Annotated in this window: 14 protein-coding genes and 1 pseudogene; 4 read left to right on the top strand and 11 right to left on the bottom strand. The window is 72.9% G+C overall.

Features of this window, described 5'->3' with window-relative positions; genetic code table 11:
• Positions 1-235: 235 nt before the first annotated feature.
• The 7 genes and pseudogenes from AB0950_RS28065 to AB0950_RS28035 form a co-directional block, all read right to left on the bottom strand.
• Positions 236-670, bottom strand: a pseudogene (locus AB0950_RS28065) (metallophosphoesterase); the annotation flags it as partial.
• A gap of 411 nt (positions 671-1,081) precedes the next feature.
• Positions 1,082-2,680 (bottom strand): fatty acid--CoA ligase family protein, encoded by a 1,599-nt coding sequence (locus tag AB0950_RS28060; RefSeq protein WP_360575076.1) that lies wholly within the window; start codon positions 2,678-2,680, stop codon positions 1,082-1,084.
• Positions 2,677-3,513 (bottom strand): SDR family NAD(P)-dependent oxidoreductase, encoded by an 837-nt coding sequence (locus AB0950_RS28055; protein ID WP_360154024.1) that lies wholly within the window; start codon positions 3,511-3,513, stop codon positions 2,677-2,679. Before AB0950_RS28055 ends, AB0950_RS28060 begins: the two co-directional genes overlap by 4 nt.
• A complete protein-coding gene (gene fabG, locus AB0950_RS28050) occupies positions 3,510-4,268 on the bottom strand; it encodes a 3-oxoacyl-ACP reductase FabG (protein WP_360154021.1) in 759 nt (252 codons plus the stop codon). Before fabG ends, AB0950_RS28055 begins: the two co-directional genes overlap by 4 nt.
• Positions 4,265-4,438, bottom strand: a complete 174-nt coding sequence (locus tag AB0950_RS28045; RefSeq protein ID WP_360154018.1) for an MbtH family protein — start codon at positions 4,436-4,438, stop codon at positions 4,265-4,267. Before AB0950_RS28045 ends, fabG begins: the two co-directional genes overlap by 4 nt.
• A gap of 25 nt (positions 4,439-4,463) precedes the next feature.
• A complete protein-coding gene (locus AB0950_RS28040) occupies positions 4,464-5,687 on the bottom strand; it encodes a cytochrome P450 (protein ID WP_366779662.1) in 1,224 nt (407 codons plus the stop codon).
• 1 nt (position 5,688) lies between these two features.
• Entirely contained in the window at positions 5,689-7,434 is a 1,746-nt protein-coding gene (locus tag AB0950_RS28035; protein ID WP_366779661.1) for an amino acid adenylation domain-containing protein, read from the bottom strand.
• 884 nt (positions 7,435-8,318) lie between these two features.
• Here AB0950_RS28035 and AB0950_RS28030 point away from each other — a divergent pair.
• Together AB0950_RS28030 and AB0950_RS28025 are read left to right on the top strand one after the other, a co-directional pair.
• The gene (locus AB0950_RS28030; protein ID WP_366779660.1) at positions 8,319-9,212 is read left to right on the top strand and encodes a glycosyltransferase; all 894 of its coding nucleotides are present in this window, start codon (positions 8,319-8,321) and stop codon (positions 9,210-9,212) included.
• Positions 9,213-9,691: 479 nt separating this feature from the next.
• Positions 9,692-13,228: a BTAD domain-containing putative transcriptional regulator gene (locus AB0950_RS28025; RefSeq protein ID WP_366779659.1), complete on the top strand. Its 3,537-nt coding sequence runs from the start codon at positions 9,692-9,694 to the stop codon at positions 13,226-13,228.
• A gap of 85 nt (positions 13,229-13,313) precedes the next feature.
• Here the strand turns inward: AB0950_RS28025 and AB0950_RS28020 are convergent, their stop codons facing one another.
• From AB0950_RS28020 to AB0950_RS28005, 4 genes are all read right to left on the bottom strand, one after another.
• Positions 13,314-15,014 carry a bifunctional 3'-5' exonuclease/DNA polymerase gene (locus AB0950_RS28020; RefSeq protein ID WP_360575069.1) on the bottom strand — a complete coding sequence of 567 codons (1,701 nt, stop codon included), beginning with the start codon at positions 15,012-15,014 and terminating at the stop codon, positions 13,314-13,316.
• 61 nt (positions 15,015-15,075) lie between these two features.
• Positions 15,076-15,840, bottom strand: a complete 765-nt coding sequence (locus AB0950_RS28015; RefSeq protein ID WP_366779658.1) for a Clp protease N-terminal domain-containing protein — start codon at positions 15,838-15,840, stop codon at positions 15,076-15,078.
• Positions 15,841-15,934: 94 nt separating this feature from the next.
• Positions 15,935-16,561, bottom strand: coding sequence for a LysE family translocator (locus AB0950_RS28010; protein ID WP_360575067.1), 627 nt, complete (start codon positions 16,559-16,561; stop codon positions 15,935-15,937).
• Positions 16,562-16,702: 141 nt separating this feature from the next.
• Complete coding sequence (locus tag AB0950_RS28005) at positions 16,703-17,230, bottom strand: helix-turn-helix domain-containing protein (RefSeq protein ID WP_366779657.1); 528 nt, start codon at positions 17,228-17,230, stop codon at positions 16,703-16,705.
• A 59-nt stretch (positions 17,231-17,289) separates the two neighbouring features.
• Here AB0950_RS28005 and AB0950_RS28000 point away from each other — a divergent pair, with 59 nt between their 5' ends.
• Positions 17,290-18,216, top strand: a complete 927-nt coding sequence (locus tag AB0950_RS28000) for a S41 family peptidase (RefSeq protein WP_360575066.1) — start codon at positions 17,290-17,292, stop codon at positions 18,214-18,216.
• 208 nt (positions 18,217-18,424) lie between these two features.
• Positions 18,425-19,534, top strand: coding sequence for a DUF2786 domain-containing protein (locus tag AB0950_RS27995; RefSeq protein WP_366779656.1), 1,110 nt, complete (start codon positions 18,425-18,427; stop codon positions 19,532-19,534).
• The last annotated feature ends 61 nt before the right edge of the window (positions 19,535-19,595 follow it).

Genomic DNA, 19,595 nt, shown 5'->3' with positions numbered 1-19,595 from the left:
AGCGACCAACCCCGCACGGGGACGGCCCTCCCGCGCTCCCCGCGCCCGCGCGGCAGGCATGGAAGGCGAACCGTGGGTGCGGGGAGGGGCGAGGAGCGTGGGCGCTGGGTGCCCGGCGTGCACAGCCTGCACGCCCACCCCGGACGCATCCGCCCCGGCGCACCCATGCCGCCCCGGCGGTCCACCCGGCAGGCCCCGGCCTTCCTCCTCCGGCCCATCCCGGCCCTCGCCCAGCTCAGAGCCCGACTCCCACCCCATCCCCCACCCGAGCCGGCCGCTCCGGGGCCGAGGGGCGGGGGTGCCACTCGTGTGGGTAGCCGAGGGAGACCTCGTGGTGGGGGATGCCGTCCACGTGGAGGACGCCGGGGATGTGCAGATGGCCGTAGACGACCGCCGCCGCACGGAAGCGGCGGGGCCAGTCGGCGGTGGCCTCGGTGCCGCACCACGGAGCGAACTCGGGGTTGCGCAGAGCCCGGGTCGGTGTGCGGACCAGGGGAAAGTGGTTGACGAGCACGGTCGGCAGCGCGCTGTCCACCGAGGCCAGGCGCGCCTCCGTGGCCGCGGTCCGGGCCCTGCACCACGCCGAGCGGCTCGGGTACGACAGGACGAAGAGTGGAGCGATCACGACCGGGCCGGCGGTGCTCTCCCAGAGGGGGTAGTCGTCCTCGGGGTGTGGCCGACTCGTCCTTGAAGAACAGCCGTCCGACGCCGAGGGCGGCGGCGAGTTCGGGCACTTCGAAGCACGGGGTGTTCCCCTCCCCTCCCCAGCGGGCCGAGTCCCTCTCGCGCAGCGGAAGCAGGGAGAAGTAGTGCCGCAGCGGGTCCGGGCCCTGACGGGTCGTCGGCAAGGTCACCTGGTCCAGGTCGTAGAAGGCGTCCAGGGCGCCGTCACAGCCGGAGCAGCGGGTGCGCGGTGACTCGGGACACTCCTTGCCGCACAGCAGGCAGAAGAAGCGGACCAGTTTGCCGGGTCCCGTGGCGGAGCCGCGTATCTTGCGGATCAAGCTCTCGTAGTTTCCGGTGATGGCTGACAATGGCCTCATCCTTCGAGTGCGTGGTGAGAGCGGAGGATGCCGGGCGGTCACTCGGCCGTGAGCGGCTCGTCGTCGGGGCCGGCGGTAAGGCCGCGTTCGCGTACCAGCCGGCGGTCGACCTTGCCGTTGCCGCCCACCGGGAACTCGCGCCAGCGCACGAAACGGACGGGCGCGTGCGTCGGCGTCATCACGCGCGCCACGTGCTCCCGCAGGTCCCCCGAACCCGGCGGGTCGTCCGGCCGGAGGACCACGGCGGCATGCAGTTCCTCGATCAGATCGGGTCGCCGGTGGGCGTACACATGGGCGTCGATCACGCCCCGGTGCCCGACGAGCACCTTTTCGACCTCGCTGGGGTGGACCTTGGTGTCGTGCACCTTGACGACGTCGTTCATACGGCCGCTCAGTCGCAGGTAGCCGTCCGCGTCCAGGCAGCCGAGGTCCCCGGTGTGCACCCAGCCGTCGCGCAGGACCCGGCCGGTCAGCTCCGGGTCGCCGGCGTAGCCCTCCATCGCGAGTGGGCTGCGAACGACCACCTCTCCGGTCTCCCCGCGGGGCAGCTCCCGGCCCGTCTCGGGGTCCTGGACGACCACGTCCAGACCGGGCCTCGGCCGGCCCACGGTGGACAGCAGCTCGGGTACCTCGTGATCGGCCGCGGTCAGCATGGCGATCTGACCCGTCTCGGTGGTGCCGTAGGAGTGGTGGAGTACTCCGGGGAACACCTTGACGGCTTCCCGTACCCGCTCGGGGGAGGCCGGGCACCCCACGTACAGCAGGCGCCGCAGCGAGGACAGGTCGGCCCGGTGCACGTCGGGATGGTGGATGAGCTCGTAGAACTGCGGGACGCCCATCAGGGTGTCGGTGACGCGGTGCCTGCCGATGTCCTTGAGGAGGGCTCGCGGGTCGAACCCGGTGCGCAGCACCACGCGCCCTCCGGAGGCGACCGCCGTGTCCACCAGCAGGCCGCCGGTGTGGGTGACCGCGCTCATGGCGAGGAAGACCTTGTCGGTCATCTCGGCGGACTCGTTCAGCACGACCGTGTTCCAGGCCGCGAAGGGCTTGATCACCCCTTTCGGCCGACCGGTGCTGCCGCTGGTGTAGATCACCAGTCCGCGGGCGGGGACGCGCGGGGAGAAGCCGGGCGGTGGACCGCCGATCCGGCGGCCGCCGGCGCTCACCGGTCCGCGGAGCGGCGTACCGAGCAGGCACAGGCCGGCGCCGCCGGGCAGCAGGGCGCGTATCCGCTCGGCCTCCTCGCGTTGCGGTTCGTCGTGCACGAGCACGCGCGCGCCGCACTCGCGGGCCATCCGGGCGCGGGTCTCGGTGGTGAGCCGGTGCGTGGTGGTGCCGTGATTGGCCCCGGAGACGGCGACCACCGTCGCGCCCACGAGGTGGACGGCGTACCGGGTCGCCAACAGCCACGGGCTGTTCACCTCGGTGAGGATCGCGACGGCGGAGCCTTCGCCGACGCCGAGTTCGGTCAGGGCGCCGACGACGCGCAGCACCGCCGAGCGGAGTTCGGAGCTGGAGATGACGTCCTGGCCCCAGTGGATGACGGGGCGTTCGTTGCGGTCGAGCCGGTCGAGGATGCGGACGGCGTAGTGCGCGTCCCGCATGCTCCCGCCGGCCGCGCTCGCGGTGCTGGTCATGGTGTGGCTACCGTTCCTCGGCTGGTTGGGGTGGTGGTCGGGGAGGGAGGCCCGGCCGGCGGGCGTCCGGGGAGGTAGGCGCCCTGCCCGGTGAGGGCCGCCGCCGGGGCGCCGATCAGGAAGGCGGCCTGGTCGGCTAGGTGGTCGGAGTAGGTACCGGTGTCCTCCGGGGGCGCCGTACCGACCGGCGGACGGGTGCCGGGACGCAGGGCGGCCGGTGCGACGAAGTGCGCGGTGATGCCGAAGGGCGCCAGCTCCAGTGCCGCGGACGCGGTGAACCCGGCCATCCCGGCGACCACGGTCCGGCGCATGCCCCCGGCCGTTCCGGCCGCCGCCGTCCGGCCCGGCTCGGGGGCCGGTCGGTCCGTCCGCGGGGCACGCGCGACGTTGATGATCCGGCCGCCGCCGCCGCGCACCATCTCCGCGGCGGCGGCCCGGTTGGTGACGAAGAGGGTGCGCAGGGCTCGCCGCAGCAGGGCATAGCGCGCCACGCCGGCGATGACGTCGTCCTCGTACGTCGCACGGGTGTCGTTCTCGTACATCGAGGGCGTGTCGTCGTCGGGGCCGGTGCCGATCAGGGTCAGCAGCACGCCGGGCCTGCCGAGCGCGGAGCGGATCCGGGCGAGCGCGGCGGTGAAGGCGCCGGTGTCGGCCGGGTCCGCCGCCACGGCGGTGCACCGCCGGCCGGTGGCAGTGATCCGCCGCAGCGTGTCGTCGGCGGGCGCGGGGTCGGGGTCGACCAGGGCGATGTCCAGCCCGCACTCGGCGAGCCGGACGGCGGCGGCCAGTCCCGTGCCCTCCGCCGCGCCCGCGAGTACGGCGACCGGGCTCATGGCTGACCCCCGTCGACGTAAACGGTCTGCCCGGTGACGAATCCGGAGTCAGGGCCGGCCAGGAAGGCCACTACAGCGGCGATGTCCTCGACGGAGCCGACGCGGCCGAGCGCGGACTCGGCGGCGGCCCGGTCCAGGAACTGGGCGCGGTCGGCCCCGAGCCGTTCGGCGAGGGCGTCCACCATCGGGGTGGCGACGAAGCCGGGGGCGACGGCGTTGACCGTGACGCCGTAGGGGCCCAGTTCGGCGGCCAGGTCACGGGTGAACCCGGTGACCGCCGCTTTCGCCGCCGCGTAGTTGGTCTGGCCGGGGTTTCCGTCGGCCGCCACGGAGGCGAAGTTGACGATGTGTCCGCTGCGCTGCCGCCGCATCTGCCCGGCTGCCGCCTGGCACCACAGCACGGTCCCGCCCAGGTTGACGTCGAGAGCCGTGTCCCACTCGTCGTCGTCCATGGTCAGCAGCAACCGGTCCCGTGTGACGCCTGCGCAGTTGACGAGGGCGTCCAGCCGGCCGAAGGCGCCGACGACCTCATGGGCGGCGGCTCTCACCTGGTCGGCGACGGCCACGTCGCAGCCCAGGCCCAGTGCCGTGGCACCGGTGGCCCGGACGGCGGCGACCGTGTCGGCGGTGTCGTCCTCGGTCCGGTCGACGACGGCCACCGAGGCCCCCGTCGCGGCGAGGCGCGCGGCGACGGCCGCCCCGATGCCCCGGCCGGCGCCGGTGACGACGGCGACCCTTGAGGGGGGCGTGGTCATCGCGTGTCTGCCTGTTCCTCGACATACCTGAGGCAGCCATCCCGGCTGTCCGGGCCCGCGACGGCGTGCCAGCCACCGGGGATGTCGATGCCGGCCGGCCACAGCGAATACGCCCCGGCGGCGTTGCGCAGCACGTGGAAGCTTCGCTGCTCGTCCTCGAACGCGTTCATGAAGTCCGTTTCCCTTCCCGGGATTTCAGGCCGTCAGACGCACGGGCAGCGAACTCATGCCGTGCAGGATGCTGGAGTAGATCCACTTCTCCTCACCGATCTGCTCCAGGTCGGAGACGAGCCTGCGCAGTCCGTCGAGCACCGCGTAGACCTCCATGCGCCCGAGATGGTGTCCCAGGCAGTAGTGGGTGCCGTAGGCGAAGGTGAAGTGCTTGTTGGGCGTGCGGGCGAGGTTGAACTCGTCCGGACGGTCGAAGACGGTCTCGTCGCGGTTCGCCGAGTAGATCCACACGCTCACGACATCGCCGGCCTTGATCTGCTCGCCGTTGACGACGACGTCACCGGTGGCCGTACGGCCGCCGTGCAGGGAGGGCACCGTCCACCGCAGCACCTCCTCGGTCGCGGTGTCGAGGTCCACGTCGCCGTTCTTGAGCGCGCGCCATTGGTCGGGGTGCTCGATCAGGGCGAGGATGGCACCGGTGATCGCGTGCCGCCCGGTCTCGTCACCGCCGATCATGAGGCCGTAGCAGTTCGCCATGAGCTCGACGGGGTTGAGAGGCTCGCCCTCGATGCGGCAGTTGGCCAGCAGGCTGACCATGTCGTCGTTGTCGCTGCCCTTGCGTTCCCGGCAGAGCTTGCTGAAGTAGAGCAGGATCTCGTTCTTCGCGACCCAGTTCTCCTCCGGCGGCTCGTCGGCGTAGTCGGAACTCCAGGCGTGCGCGGTCTGGCTCAGCAGGAACTTGCGCTCGGGCTCGGGTATCTCCAGCAGGTCGCAGATGGCTCCGAGCGGAACGTTCGCCGAGATGTCCTGCGCGGCGTCGCACTCGCGTTTCTCCAGCGCGGTCAGCAGGAGCCGGTCCACGCTCTGCTGGAGGGAGTGCGCGATGAGGTTCAGCGTCCGGCGTGAGAAGCCCTTGTTCAGCACGTTGCGGATCTGGTGGTGGCGTATGCCGTCGGTGACCGCCAGCATGGTTCCGGACGCGGAGTCGCCGCCGGTCAGAAGCGTCGCGAGCGCGTTGCCGTTCTCCGTGGTGAAGTGGGCTTTGTCCTGGTAGACCTTGTTGACGTCGGCGTACCGGGTGATCACCCAGAATCCGGGGCGGTCCTCCCGCGGCGGGTGCCAGTAGACCGGCCGGTGGGCACGCAGATGACGCCAGACCTCGTCCAGTTCGTACTCGGCGTACAGCCGCGGTGAGGCGAGGTCGATGGTGTCGATGTCCTCGGGTCGGACCATGGGTCGCCTGGTCATCTCACTCCTTGGCCGCCGCCACGGCGGCGAGTGCTTCGATGGTCGGGTTCTCGATGACGTCGCGCGGGGAGAACTCCAGCCCGGCCTCCTGGGCCCGCTGGATGAAGGAGATGGCGAGGATGCTGGTGCCGCCGAGCTCGAAGAAGTTGCTCTCGACGCCGATCTCGGCCCCCTCGAACAGCTCGCTGAAGATCTCGCACAGGGCCTTCTCGGCCGGCGTGTCCGGCTGCCGGAGGGCGGGTCGCGGGGTGAGGCTCGGGGCCGGGAGGGCCGCGCGGTCGACCTTGCCGTTGGGGCTGAGCGGCAGCGCGCCGAGCAGCGCGTAGACGGCCGGGACCATGTAGTCGGGCAGGGAGCGCATCATGTGCTCGCGCAGTTCGGCGGGGGTGGGCGCGGTGCCGTCTGCCGGCACGACATAGGCCGCCAGCTGGGGGCTCGATCCGTGGTCGGTGCGCAGCGTGGCCACCGCCTGCGCGACCTTCGGGTGCCGGCCGAGTACGGCCTCCACCTCGCCGAGTTCGATCCGGAATCCGTGGAGTTTGACCTGGTCGTCCGACCGGCCGTGGAAGAGGATCCGGCCGTCGGACCGCCAGGAGGCCAGGTCGCCGGTCCGGAACATGCGCTCGCCGGCCGCCGAGAACGGGTTCGCCACGAAGCGCTCCGCGGTCGTTGCGGGCCGGCCCAGGTAGCCGCGGGCGAGGGCGGGGCCGCCGATGAACAGCTCTCCGATCTCACCGGTGGGCACCGGTTGCAGCTCGTCGTCGAGGATGTGCACCGACACCCCGGGCAGGGGACGGCCGATCGTCACCTCGTCGCCCGGTGAGAGCGGCCCGGTCATCGTGGCGCAGACGGTGCCCTCGGTCGGGCCGTAGGCGTTGAGCAGCAGCACGTGGGGCGCCCAGCGCTCCACGAGGGCCGGCGGGCAGGCCTCTCCCGCGACAACCAGGGTGCGCAGGTCCGGGAGACGCTCGGGGACGACCGTCATGGCGGCGGTGGGCGGAAGCACGGCGTGGCTGATCCGGTGCTCGCGCAGGACCGCCTCCAGCGTCTCCGCCGCCAGCGTCCCGGCCGGCGGCACGACCAGTGCGGCTCCGCTGGTGAGGGCCGCGAGCAGCTCGGTCAGGAAGGCGTCGAAACTCGGAGAGGCGAACTGCAGCACACGGCTGTCCGGTTCCACCCGCATCGCCGATACCTTGGCGGCCGCCAGTCCGGCGAGGCCGGTGTGGGTGACGGCGACGCCCTTGGGGCGGCCGGTGGAGCCGGAGGTGTAGATGACGTAGGCAAGGTGTGCGGGGGAGAGCGGGCCGGCCCGGTCGTCGTCGGCGAGGTCCGTCCCCGGGACCGCCTCCAGTGCGGCGAGGTGCTGGGGACCGTCGAGGGCCAGCCGCGGAGCCGGGAGCCGGCCCGGGAGTGCCGTTCCCGCGTCCTGCGTGGTGCACAGCAGCACGGGTGCCGCGTCCTCGACGATGTAGGACACGCGCTCGGCCGGATAGGTGGTGTCGACGGGAAGGAAGGCGGCGCCGGCCTTGGCCGCGGCGAGCACGCCGATCACCATGTGCGCGGAGCGGGGCAGGGCCAGCCCCACCAGCCGTTCGGGACCCGCGCCCCGCTCGACGAGCACGCGGGCGAGCCGGTTGGCCCGGTCGTTCACGTCCTCGTACGTAAGGGATTCGCCCGCGGATAAGATCGCGGCGTTGCTCGGGAACTTCCTTGCCGTCCGCTCCCAGAGTTCCGCAAGTGTTGTCACGTCCAATTCGGCAGCCTCCGGAAAATACGAAGTAATCGCAGGGGAGGTCAGTGGATGGCTTTCTTTTCAGCCATTTCTGCGCGCAGGGCAATGCGGCAGCCGGCCCCCACGAATTTCACCCGCATGCTTCCGTCTCGCCGGGCCTCGACCTGTTCAGTCGGGCTGCGAGTCATGGCGGGTAACTGGTGAAACAGTCGTGCCGACCGCGAAAGGGCAGCGTGAAACTGCGGTGTCAGTGGTGCGGCGACGACCGTGAGACGTGAACGAACGGCGTCCGATACGCCTATGTGCAGGATCTGTCGACCCGCCATGTCGATGGCAGGACTCGGCCTCGCTCTGTGTGTGACATTCCCCCGTCACCCCGCTGAGTGCAAGTGGCGCGTCCGTCGACTGCGGAGCCACCGCTTAGTTTCAGAGGCCAGCAATTTATCGCATGGTGAACTAGCCCATGTCAAGGACGATTCGCATGCGCATGCGAACGGCGAGGCTGAAGCGGATCATTTACGTGCGCATTCGCCGTAAGCTTACAAACGGAACCATTGGCTCCGGTCGTAGTGGTTTACATATCCATTACCTGTCCTTCTGTGGCCCCGCAGACGGTTGCCGCGCTCCCGGGCCATCGTGGTTTACGACGTTCCTGCCAGTGTTTACGCCGTACTGAGCGATGTTTACACTGTTCCAGAAGGCTGGGGCGGTGGGGCTGCCGTGCCGGGGCTGTCCCCGGCTCGACGGGAGATCGTCTAGTCATGGCAAAGCACCGCAAAAAGGATGCAAAGTGGATCGGCTCCCGAGCAACGGCCGTAGGTGAGGCAACATCTTGGTGAACGGCGGGCGCCGCGCGGTCAGGGCGCGGTGCCGCCGTCGGGCCGGATGGGGTGAGGGACGTGGTGGAGCCGAGGATCGCCGTCGCCGTGGTGACCATGGGGAATCGGCCCGCCGAGGTCGACGCCCTGCTGGAGTCCGTGGCCAAGCAGGACCTCGCCCCCGCCCGCATCGTGATCGTCGGCAACGGCTGCCGGCTGCCCGAGTTCGCCCGCCGGCTCTCCCTGCCCGGCGAGGTCACCACCATCGACGTCGAGGAGAACCTCGGCTGCCCGGGCGGCCGTAACGTCGCGCTCGCCCGGCTGCGCGAGTACGGCGACGTGGACGTCGTCGTGGAACTGGACGACGACGGCCTGCTCGTCGACGCCGATGTGCTGCGCCGGGTACGGGACCTGTACACCGCCGACCCCCGCCTCGGCGTCGTCGGCTTCCGCATCGCCGACGAGCGCGGTGAGACCCAGCAGCGGCACGTGCCCCGCGTCGGCAACTCCGACCCCCTGCGCGGCGGTTACGTCACCGGCTTCCTCGGCGGCGGGCACGCCCTGAGCATGGCGATGCTGGCCGAGACCGGGGACTGGCCCGCCGAGTTCTTCTTCGCGCACGAGGAGACGGACCTCGCCTGGCGCGCAGCCGACGCCGGCTGGAAGATCCTCTACGCACCCGAGCTGCTCCTCCAGCACCCCAAGACCTCACCGGCCCGGCACGCCATCTACTACCGCGTCAACGCCCGCAACCGCGTCTGGCTCGCCAGGCGCCGGCTGCCGTGGCCGCTCGTCCCCGTGCACCTCGGGGTGTGGACGCTGCTCACGCTCGCCCGCACGCGGTCGGCGGCCGGGCTGAAGGCCTGGTTCGGCGGGTTCGTGGAAGGACTCCGGGAACCGGCGGGCGAACGCCGCCCCATGCGCTGGCGAACCGTGTGGCGGCTGACCAGGCTGGGGCGCCCGCCGGTGATCTGAGGCGGGGACGCCTGCCGGGCCGAGAAGGGCTTGCGAGAGGGGCTTGTCGGTGGATGAAGCCCAGCGGGAGAAGGGAACGGGACGCGGGGCCCCAGGCGTTCACCTCCGCCGACCGGGGCCCCTTGCGTCCCCGGACCCGGCCTGCGGCGACACTCCCCCGAGTTACGCGTCATACGCGCGCGCCGTAGATCCAGATCCGATGGAAACGATCTGATCAGGACGCGCCAACGGATCGCTAACATGTGGCCAACGGTTTGCCGTAGGCTGACGGACCCCTTGGCCGGAATTCGCCAGCGGTCTGCCGGAACGGGCCCTCGGGCAGGCTGGTCCCGGCCCCGTCCGGCCGGCAGACGGTGGCGGGAAACCGCCCTGGGCAGGGCGGAATTGCGTCAGAGACAGGCGGGCGCGGGCTCGTCGCGGAGCGCGGTCGGCCCCGGCCGCGCGGGAAGGCAGTCGGCGGGAAGGCAGTGGAGCGCGAGATGCGGCGGTACGAGCTGCGGTTCGGGCTGCTGGGGCCACCCGTCCTGTACGACCGACCGCCGTTCGGGATCTCGTGCAACAGCCCCGACGCCCTTTCCGGCGAGCCGGCCGCCGCCGACACCCGTACCGGCAAGCCCGCTTCCGCCGCCCTCGACCCCCTTCCCCAAGCCCCCGACGACACCCTCGACAACGGCGTCCGTGCCATCGGCAGTCCCAAGGTGCGCACCCTGCTCGCCGCGTTGCTGCTGGAACCGGGCCGGGTGGTGTCGGTGGAGTCGCTGAAGGACGCCCTGTGGGGCGGGGCGCCGCCCGTGTCCGCGCAGGCGTCCCTGCACAACCACGTCACCCGGCTGCGCCGCCTCCTGGACGACCCCGACCGGCTCAGGGCCGTACCACCGGGGTACCTCCTGCGCGTCGACCAGGGCGAGTTGGACGTGCACGTCTTCGACGCCCGGGTCGCCGAGGCGCGTGCCGCCCACGCCGGCGGGGACTGGCCCGGTGTCGTACGGGCCTGTGCGGCCGCACTCGCGCTCTGGCGCGGCACCCCGCTCAGCGGGCTGCCGGCCGACCTCGGCGGTTATGCCCTGGTGCAGCGCCTCCAGGAGGCGCGCCGGCTGCTGCTGGAATGGCGCTACGACGCCGAACTCGCCCTCGGCGGCGCGCGGTTGGCCGGTATCGTGCCGGAGCTCGCGGCGCTGGTCGCCGAGTACCCGCTGCGCGAGGCCTACCACCGTCAGCTCATGCTCGCCCTGCACCGCACCGGCCGTCAGGCCGAGGCCCTCGCCGTCCACCGCGATCTGCGCGCCCGCCTGATCGAGGAACTGGGCGTCGAACCCGGCCCCGCGGTCCGCGAGGCGCATGTCGAGGTGCTGCGGGGCGGCGACGAGGGCGGTCAGCGGGCAGAGGAGGAACGCGACGCTCGGCAGGCGGGCGCTGTCCGGCAACAGGACGGCGCGACCGGAGACTTGGGCGAGGCGGAGGGGCCGGCGGAAGCCCCGGCCGGGGGGGGGAACGGCGTCACGCCAGACGCCCGGCAGACTCCGCGACCCGCCCAACTCCCGCCCCCGCCCGCGCACTTCACCGGGCGCGTCGACGTACGCCAGGCACTGCGGCACGCGCTGACCGAGCCGGCCGCCCCGGCTCCCGCCGTCGCCGTGATCAGCGGCATGGCGGGCGTCGGCAAGAGCGCACTGGCGCTGCACGTCGCGCATGAGCTGCGGGAACGTTTCACCGATGGGCAGTTGTACGTCAACCTGCACGGCGCCACGCCGGGCATGACCCCGCTGACCTGCGTCCAGGCGCTCGCCGCGCTGCTCCGGGACCTCGGCGTCGAGCCGCGCAGCATCCCCGAACACCCAGACGCGGCGGCCGCGTTGCTCCGCTCGCTGCTCGCCCCCGCCCGTGTGCTGCTGGTACTGGACGACGCGGCGACCGCGGCCCAGGTACGGCCCCTGCTGCCGGCCGGATCCGGCTGCGCGGTGATCGTCACCAGCCGCTCGCCGCTGACCGCCCTCGACGGCGCCCGGCGCTTCCCGCTCGGCCCGCTGACCGGCGAGGACAGCGCGGCACTGCTGCGCGCGGTGAGCGGACGCGAGGGGCTGGACGCCGGTCACGCGCTGGTCGAGCTGACCGGCCGGCTGCCGCTGGCGCTGCGCGTCGTGGCCGCCAGGCTCGCCGCCCGCCGCGCCCTCACCCCGGACGTGCTGGCGGGCCAACTCGCCGAGACCGGCGGACGCCTGCGCCACCTCGAGTACGACGACCTGAGCGTCCGGCGTTCCCTGGCCGTCGCCCATGACGCGCTCGCCGCCGCGGCACGCGAGGCGGACCGGGACGCGGCCCTCGCCCTGCGCCGCATCGGCGCGCTGGACCTGCCGACCTACGGCGCCCCCCTGATCGCCCGCCTCACCGGCACCGACGAACGCCGCGCCGAAGCCGCCCTGGACCGCCTGGTCGACGTCGCCCTCCTGGAGGAGACCACCTACGGCCGCTACGCCCCCCACGACCTGGTCCGCGACTTCGCCCGCGAACTGGCGGACGCGGGGGAGGGGGAGGGGAAGAGCTGGGGGGAGTCGGGGGCATCGCTCGGCACCGGGTCCGGCGCGCCGGTCGGCGCGAGGACGGGTGCGCTACCCGGCACGGAGTCCGGAGCCGCGCCCGGCGCCGAGTCGTGCCCCGGCTCGTGTTCGGATCACGTCGGCCGAGCCGTTCACGCTGCCACGCCTGCCTCCATCGCCGTGTCCTTGCCTGCCGCCCCTGCCGCCGGGGCTGCGTCCACTCGCCCCACCGTGCCCGGTTCCGCTGCCACACCCGGCCAGCCCGCAGTCTCCGCTCCGGAGCACGGTCCCGCTCCGGATCACGGTCCCGCGCCCGACCACCGTGGCGCTCCCGATTACGGTCCCGCATCCGCGCCCGATCTCACCGCTCTGCGCTGGTACGCAGCCGTCGCCGAGCGGGTGTTGGAGGCTGTCGTCGAGCCCGGGATCGATCTGGACGACCGGCGTCGGCCGACCTGTGCGCAGCCGCCGGAGCACGCGGCCGACGTGGCCGGACTGGCCCGCTTCGAGTCGGCCGAGCAAGCCCATGGCTGGGGCGAGGTCGAGCTGGAGAACGTCGTCGCCCTGGTGTCCCGGAACGCGGGTACGGCGGACCGGGTGCGGGCCGCCCATCTTTCGACGCTCGCCCGGCTGCTCTTCCCCTACGCCCAGCGCGCCGGCCGGGTGGCCGAGATGGAGGTGCTGGGGCGGGCCGCGCTCGGGGCGGCGCGGCGGCTCGGGGACGCGGCGGCCGAGGCCTACGCGCTGGGCGACCTGGCGGCCCTGCACTTCCTCACCGGCCGGCAGAAGGACGCCCTCGCCCTCACCGACCGGTCCCTGGAGATCTGGCGGCAGCTCGGCATCCTCTCCAGGATCCGGCGCTCCCTGAACAACCGGGGGCTGCTGCTGGAGGGGCTCGGGCGGTACGCGGAGTCCGAGGAGGCACTGCGGCAGAGCCTCGCCTACTCGCGGCAGTTGAACGACCCGTACGGAGAGGCCGTCACCCACAGCCACCTCGGCAACCTCTACGAGCACACCGATCCGCGCGCCGCGATCGAGCAGCACCGGCTCTCCCTGGCGATCGGGAACGAGATCGGCGCCGTCATCGTGCAGCACTCGGCGCACTGCAACATCGGCTACGCCCATCTCACCCTCGGCGAACCGGCCGCCGCCGCCCGGCACTTCGAGGAGAGCCTGCGCATCCTCGGCGGCCACGGCGACTGGCACGGCGAGTCCCAGACCCGGCTCGGCCTGGTCCGCGCGCTGCGGCAGCTCAAGCAGACCGAGCGTGCGGGCCGCGAGTGCGCCGAGCTGCTGCGCCGGGCCGACGCCCGCGCCGACCGCTACATGGGCGGTCTGGCCCGGCACCAGCACGGGCTGCTGCTGAGCGCGCGGGGCCGGCTGACCGAGGCGTACGACGCCTGGCGCGCCGCGCTCGCGGCACTGGACGGCACCGACGAGCAGGCCATCGTGGCGGAGCTGCGGGACCTTCTCGCGGAGTGACCGGAGTGGCCGGAGTGGCCGGAGTGACCGTGGTGATCCCCGTGACTGGAGTGCTTCGCCGCAGCCCCTTGCGCCCGTACGGCTCTCACTTGGCGTCGGCATAGCACTCCACCACCGCCGTCGTGAACGGAAAGCGCACCGGTGTGTCGCCGAAGGTCAGTCGCCCGGCGAGGCCGGCGGAGGACCGGATGGCCTCGACGACCGTGTCGGCCTCCTCGGCGGGGCAGTGCACGATCACCTCGTCGTGCTGGAAGAAGACCAGTTCGGCCTTGAGGTCCGTGCAGGCCCGGCGCAGCCCGGCGAGCATCAGCAGGGCCCAGTCGGCGGCGCTGCCCTGGACGACGAAGTTCCGCGCGAAGCGGCCGCGCGCCCGGGAGTTGGTGGAGGCGTAGCCGGGCACCCAGGGCGCCTGGCCGTCGCCCTGCGCCTCGGTGTCGTCGTCGCCGACGGGGATGCCCGCCTCCTCCGCGGCGTCCTCGCCCGCGCCGGCGGCGGGCGGGCAGGTGCGCCCCAGCCACGTGCGCACCAGCCGGCCCTCCTCGCCCGCGCGGGCCGCCTCGTCGACGTACGCGACGGCCTTGGGGAAGCGGCGGCGCAGCGCGGCGAGGTTCTTCAGGCCGTCCCCCGAGGTCTGGCCGTAGATCGCGCCGAGCACGGCGAGCTTGGCCTGGTTGCGGTCGCCGGAGAAGGCGCGGTCGGAGACGGACTGGTAGAGGTCGCCGTCCCGGCCGGCGACCTCCATCAGGCCGGGGTCGCGGGAGATCGCGGCGAGCACGCGCGGCTCCATCTGGTCGGCGTCGGCCACCACCAGCCGCCAGCCCGGGTCGGCGACCACGGCCCGGCGGATCACCTTGGGGATCTGCAGGCCCCCTCCGCCGTGGGTCACCCAGCGTCCGGTGACCGTGCCGCCCGCGAGGAACTCGGGGCGGAAGCGGCCGTCGCGCACCCAGTCCTGCAGCCAGGACCAGCCGTGCGCCACCCAGATGCGGTACAGCTTCTTGTACTCCAGCAGGGGTTCCACGGCCGGGTGGTCGACGGACCGGATCTCCCAGCGGCGCGTCGAGCGCACCTTGATCCCGGCCTGGGCGAAGGCCTTGATCACATCGGCGGGCAGGTCCGGGCGCACCCGGCGGCCGAACGCGGCGGAGATCTCGTCGGCCAGCTCGGCGAGTCGGCGCGGCTCGCCGCCGCCCGCGTACCGCTCGCCGAGCAGCTCGTGCAGCAGGCGGCGGTGGACCTCGGCGCTCCACGGCACGCCCGCGTGGTTCATCTCGGCGGCCACCAGCATCCCGGCGGACTCGGCGGCCGTCAGCAGCCGCATCCGGTCGGGGTGGGCGGCCCGCTGGTGCCGCCTGAGCTGCTCGGCGTAGACCGCGAGGAGGTCGGTCAGCGGCAGGCGGGCGCCGGTGGGCTCGAACAGCGGGGACTGGGCGCCCGGTTCGGCCGGGCGCTGGGGCGGGTCGGGCGGCACGGGGCCGCCCCGGAGGCGGGCCAGAGCGGCGGCGGCCGAGCGCGGCTCGCCGTACCGGCCCTCGTGGCCCAGCAGGAGTGTCTCGGCGTCCTCGATGTCGTAGCACCGCTCCACTCGCACCCCCGTGGCGAGCAGACGCGGGTAGACCTCGGGGGTGGACCGCCACACCCAGCGGGTCACCTCCGGGCGGCTCCGCACCGCCCCGGCGAGATCGCTCTCCCGCCGCACCGGCCCGGCGGGCAGCCCGTCCGGGCCGAGGGGGGCGATCTCCACGCCTCCGTCCTCGGCCGGTGCGAGCGCCCACCGGTCCGTCATGACTGCGAGTGTGGCAGCCGGGTCTGACAATCGCCTTGACCTGCGGTTTCAGTCCTCTGTCTCATTCCTCGGACGGGGTCGGCCCGGCCTCCTTCCCCGCTGCCGCCTTCGTCTGCTCCAGCAGCAGCGACAGCATCGTGGCGATGTGCTCCTCGGTCGCGGCCTTGGTGATGCCGAGGCCGCTGAGGACGCCCTCGCCGTTCTCCTGCTCCAGGAGCGCCAGCAGGATGTGCTCGGTACCGATGTAGTTGTGGCCGAGCCGCAGGGCCTCGCGGAAGGTGAGTTCCAGGGCCTTCTTGGCGTCGGGGCCGTAGGGGACGAGGTCCGGGGCCTTGTCCGCGGCCGGCGGGAGAGCGGCGGTCGCGGCCTGCCGTACGGAGTCCAGGAGCACGCCCTGCGCGGTGATCGCCTTCGCGGCCAGGCCGTCCGGTTCGGCGAGCAGTCCGAGGACCAGGTGCTCGGGCCGGCCCTCGGTGTTGCGGGCCGCCACCGCCTCGTTGTGCGCGGCGATGACCACGTTCCGCGCGCGCGGGGTGTACCGGCTGAAGTCCTCGGGGCCGAGGTCGGCGGACTCCTTGGCCACGAACCGCTTCTGCGCCGCCTGCCGGGTGACCCCCATGCTCCGGCCGATCTCCGTCCAGGACGCGCCAGAGCGCCGTGCCTGGTCCACGAAGTGGCCGATCAGGTGGTCGGCCACGTCACCGAGGTGATCGGCGGCGATCACCGCGTCCTGGAGCTGCTCGAGAGGTTCGTTGTGGGCCTTCTTGATGGCCTCGATGAGGTCGTCGAGGCGTACGGATGCCGTGATGTTCGGGTTGGTCGCCATGTGTCAACCGTAGGTTGCCTCTAGGGGGCTGTCAACCGATGGTTGACAGTCCGAATTTCCTACGGCGGTGTCACTTGCCTTGCCGGTCTGCGGGTCACTTCGGGGTCGCCGCAAGGCGCACCGCGAGCCCGGCGAACACCGTCCCGCTGAAGTAGTCCAGACCCCGGGCCACCCGCCGGCTGCGGCGCAGCAGTGAGGCGAGCTTTCCGGAGAGCATTCCGACCGAGCCGTCCACCAGGACGCCCATCGCCGTGATCGTGAAGCCCAGGACGAGGAACTGCTCGCGCACGTGACCGAGGGAGGGGTTCACGAACTGCGGCAGGAAGGAGACGTTGAAGAGGATCACCTTCGGGTTGAGGAGGTTGGTGACGGCGCCCCGCCAGAACGCGCGTCGGCGCCCGTGCCGCGGTGCCGCCGCCTCCGCGACGGGGCCGCCGTCGCCCCGGAACGCCTTGACGGCGAGGAAGAGCAGATAGGCCGCGCCCGCCCAGTGCAGCGCTTCGTAGAGCGCCGGCAGGGCCAGGAACAGCGCCGAGAGGCCGAGCGCGGCGGCGACCGCGTGCACGAGCATCGCGCAGGCGACCCCGACGGCGGCCGCCACCCCGGTCAGGGGGCCGCCCCGGCCGCCCACCGCCACGATGAACATCATGTCGGGTCCGGGAGTGACGCAGAGCGCGAAAGCGGCGATCAGGAACGCCGCGTAGAGAGACGTGTCCACCATGCCGCCATGCTCCGCGCACGCCCACGCGCGCGTGGCGGATTTCCAGGGGCTGAGACGCGACGGGGGGCGGGTTGCCTTGGCGGCGCGGGGTATCGCTGGGGATGCGGGACGCCGTACGGACGCACGGGGCCCATTGCCGGCTCAGGGCCGTTCCCGCTCCTGCTCGTACATCACCACCAGCACGCCGTGCACCGGCTGGTCCGCGCCGTCCTCCTCCGCCTCGTCCACCAGCTCGGCCAGCGTCTCGCGCAGCCGCCGCGCCCGTTCCGGGCTCAGGCGCAGGTGGCGCAGGCTGAGCAGATGGTCGTCGGGGGAGCGCTCGACCTCCTGGGCGACGGCGTTCAACAGGGCCGCCCTGTCGGCCGCGCTCGGCTCGGCGATCCGCAGCCGGCGCGTGGTCCGCCGGTAGTACTGCTCGGTGCCGCCCCGGACCTTGCGGGTCCGCGTGATGCGCACGAGCCCCGCCGCGTGCAGCGTCTTCAGATGGTGCGCCACGCTGCCCTTGGCCACGCCGAGGCGCACCGCCAACTGGCTGATCGTGGCGGCCTCGTGGGTCAGCGCGAAGAGCAGGCGCTGGCGCAGCGGGTGGGCGAGCGCGGCGAACTGCTCGGGCGTGGAGATGTCCAGCACGCCGTCGGCGCCGTCCTCGGGCGGCTCAGGTCCGGTCATGGCGTAAAGCGTCTAATTTCCTTGACGCTTTGGCAAGCCCGGTGCTCTACTCCTCGCTCATGACCACACCGACAGCACCGCCCGCCCCCGTCACCGATGTGCCCGCCGTCATCGAGGAGACCGCCCAACTCCTCGTCGACCACTACGTCTTCCCCGATGTGGCGGACCGGCTCGCGGCCCGGCTGCGTGCCCGGCTGGCGAAGGGGGTGTACGACACCGACGACCCGGCCGAACTCGGCGCCCGCGTCACGGCCGACCTGCAGTCGGAGAACGGCGATCGGCATCTGCGCCTGAAATTCCATCCCGAACCGCTGCGGGAGGGCGAGGGGCCGGTCGACCTCGCCGAACTCCGCCGCTCGTTCGCGGCCTCCCTGGGCGGAGTGCCACGCGTGCAGCTCCTGGACGGCGGGGCCGCTGTCCTCGAACTCGGCCCGCTGCTGTTCCCGTTGGACTGGTCGGCCGAGCCGCTGTCGGCGGCGTTCACGCTGGCCACGCGCGCGTCCACGCTGATCCTCGACCTCAGGGGCACGGTCGGCGGCGATCCGGACACGGTGGCGTTCGCGTGCAGCTACCTCCTGGAGGAGCGGACCCATCTCAACACCCAGTACTGGCGCGCGGGTGAGCGCTACGAGCAGTTCTGGACCCTTCCCCACGTGCCGGGCGCCCGCTTCGGCGGGGTCAAACCGGTGTACGTCCTCACCAGCTGCCGCACCTTCTCCGGTGGCGAAGAACTCGCCTACGACCTGCAGCAGTTGGAGCGCGCCGTGGTCGTGGGCGAGACCACGCGGGGCGGCGCGCATCCGCGCGACGGCTGGGCGGTCCACCCGCACCTGGAGGCCACGGTCCCGGTCGGCCGCTCGATCAACCCCGTCACCGGCACCAACTGGGAGGGCACCGGCGTCCACCCCGACGTCCCCTGCCCCGCCGACACGGCCCTCGACCGGGCCCTCCAGCTGGCGGCCGGCGCATCGACGCCCCAGTCCTGACGGCGCGACCGCCCTCGCCGGCGGCGTCGCTCCGGGGCCCATGGGGGACGCCCGCGTGGGTCGGTTTCTTGGGAGCGGTGGCCGGCGGCATCGCGCGGTGCACGATGCGGGGTGCCAGCGGAGTCCGTTTCTGGGTCCCGCGCCCTGCATCCACAGCCTGTGGGCAACGCTCGGCGCGCTGTCGGTGGGGCATGGCACGATCGACGGTGTGACCAGGACTGCCAGCACGGTCGAGAGGGCGTTTCGGGCCGCTCTCTACGACGACACCGACACCGGCCTCGACACGGGCGCCTCGCTGCTCGCCGCCGACCCCGCCGCGGATGCCGAACTCGCGCGGCGGGGCGAGGAGTTCGTGGCGACGGCCTGGCGGCGCGGCTGGCAGCCCGCCGATGTCGTACGACTCGTGGGGCGCGAGCTCACGGACGCGCACGTGGGCCTGGCCGCCGCGCTGATCCGCGCGCAGGCCGGGCAGGACCGCCCGCGCGGGCGCCGCTGGGCCGCCCAGCTGGCGGAACTGCCCGAGGGCCCCGCCCGCGAGCCGGACCGCTTCTCGCAGGCCACGACCACGCTGGAGCTGTACCGCCTGCTGCTGCGGCTGCCCGCCCTGGAGCCCCTGGAGGAGGAGCCCCGCCGCGCCTCCGGCCCCGCCGCCTCCCGCATGCTCGCCCGGATCCGCGCGCTGCTCGCCAAGGCCGAGGCGACCGGGTATCCGGAGGAGGCGGAGGCGCTCAGCGCGAAGGCGCAGGAGCTGATGGCGCGGCACAGCGTCGACGAGGCGCTGCTCGCCGCCGAGGCGCCCGTCCCGGACGCACCCGGCGCCTGCCGCATCGGCGTCGAGCCGCCGTACGAACAGGCCAAGGCGATCCTGCTCGACGCCGTGGCAGGCGCGAACAACTGCCGCGCGGTGTGGAACGAACCGCTCGGCTTCTCCACGGTCGTCGGATTCGAGGCGGACCTGGAGGCGGTCGAACTGCTCTACACCTCGCTGCTGGTGCAGGCCACGCACGCGATGGCCAAGGCGGAGGCCGCCCAGAGAGCCGGCGGACGGAAGCGGACCAAGACGTTCCGGCAGTCGTTCCTGGCCGCCTACGCCCACCGCGTCGGCGACCGGCTCGCGGCCGCCGCCGAGACGCAGGTCAGCCAGGACCTGCTGCCGGTCCTCGCCACCAGACAGATAGCCGTGACGGACCGGATGGAGCGCATGTTCCCGGAGACCACCACCACCCGGCTGCGCGGGGTGAGCGACGCGGCCGGGTGGACGGAGGGCGCCCGAGCGGCGGACCGCGCGCAGGTCAGGGCCCACCGCCGCCTGGAGTGACGGTCTCCGGCCGGGGACCGCCTCCGGCGCAGGGCCGAGGCGACGGCACCTCAGGACGACA

The sequence above is a fragment of the Streptomyces sp. NPDC007189 genome (genome assembly GCF_040703635.1).
Taxonomy (GTDB): Bacteria; Actinomycetota; Actinomycetes; order Streptomycetales; family Streptomycetaceae; genus Streptomyces.
Note: the sequence above shows the minus strand (reverse complement) of the source record. Positions and strands in the feature narration are given on the sequence as shown.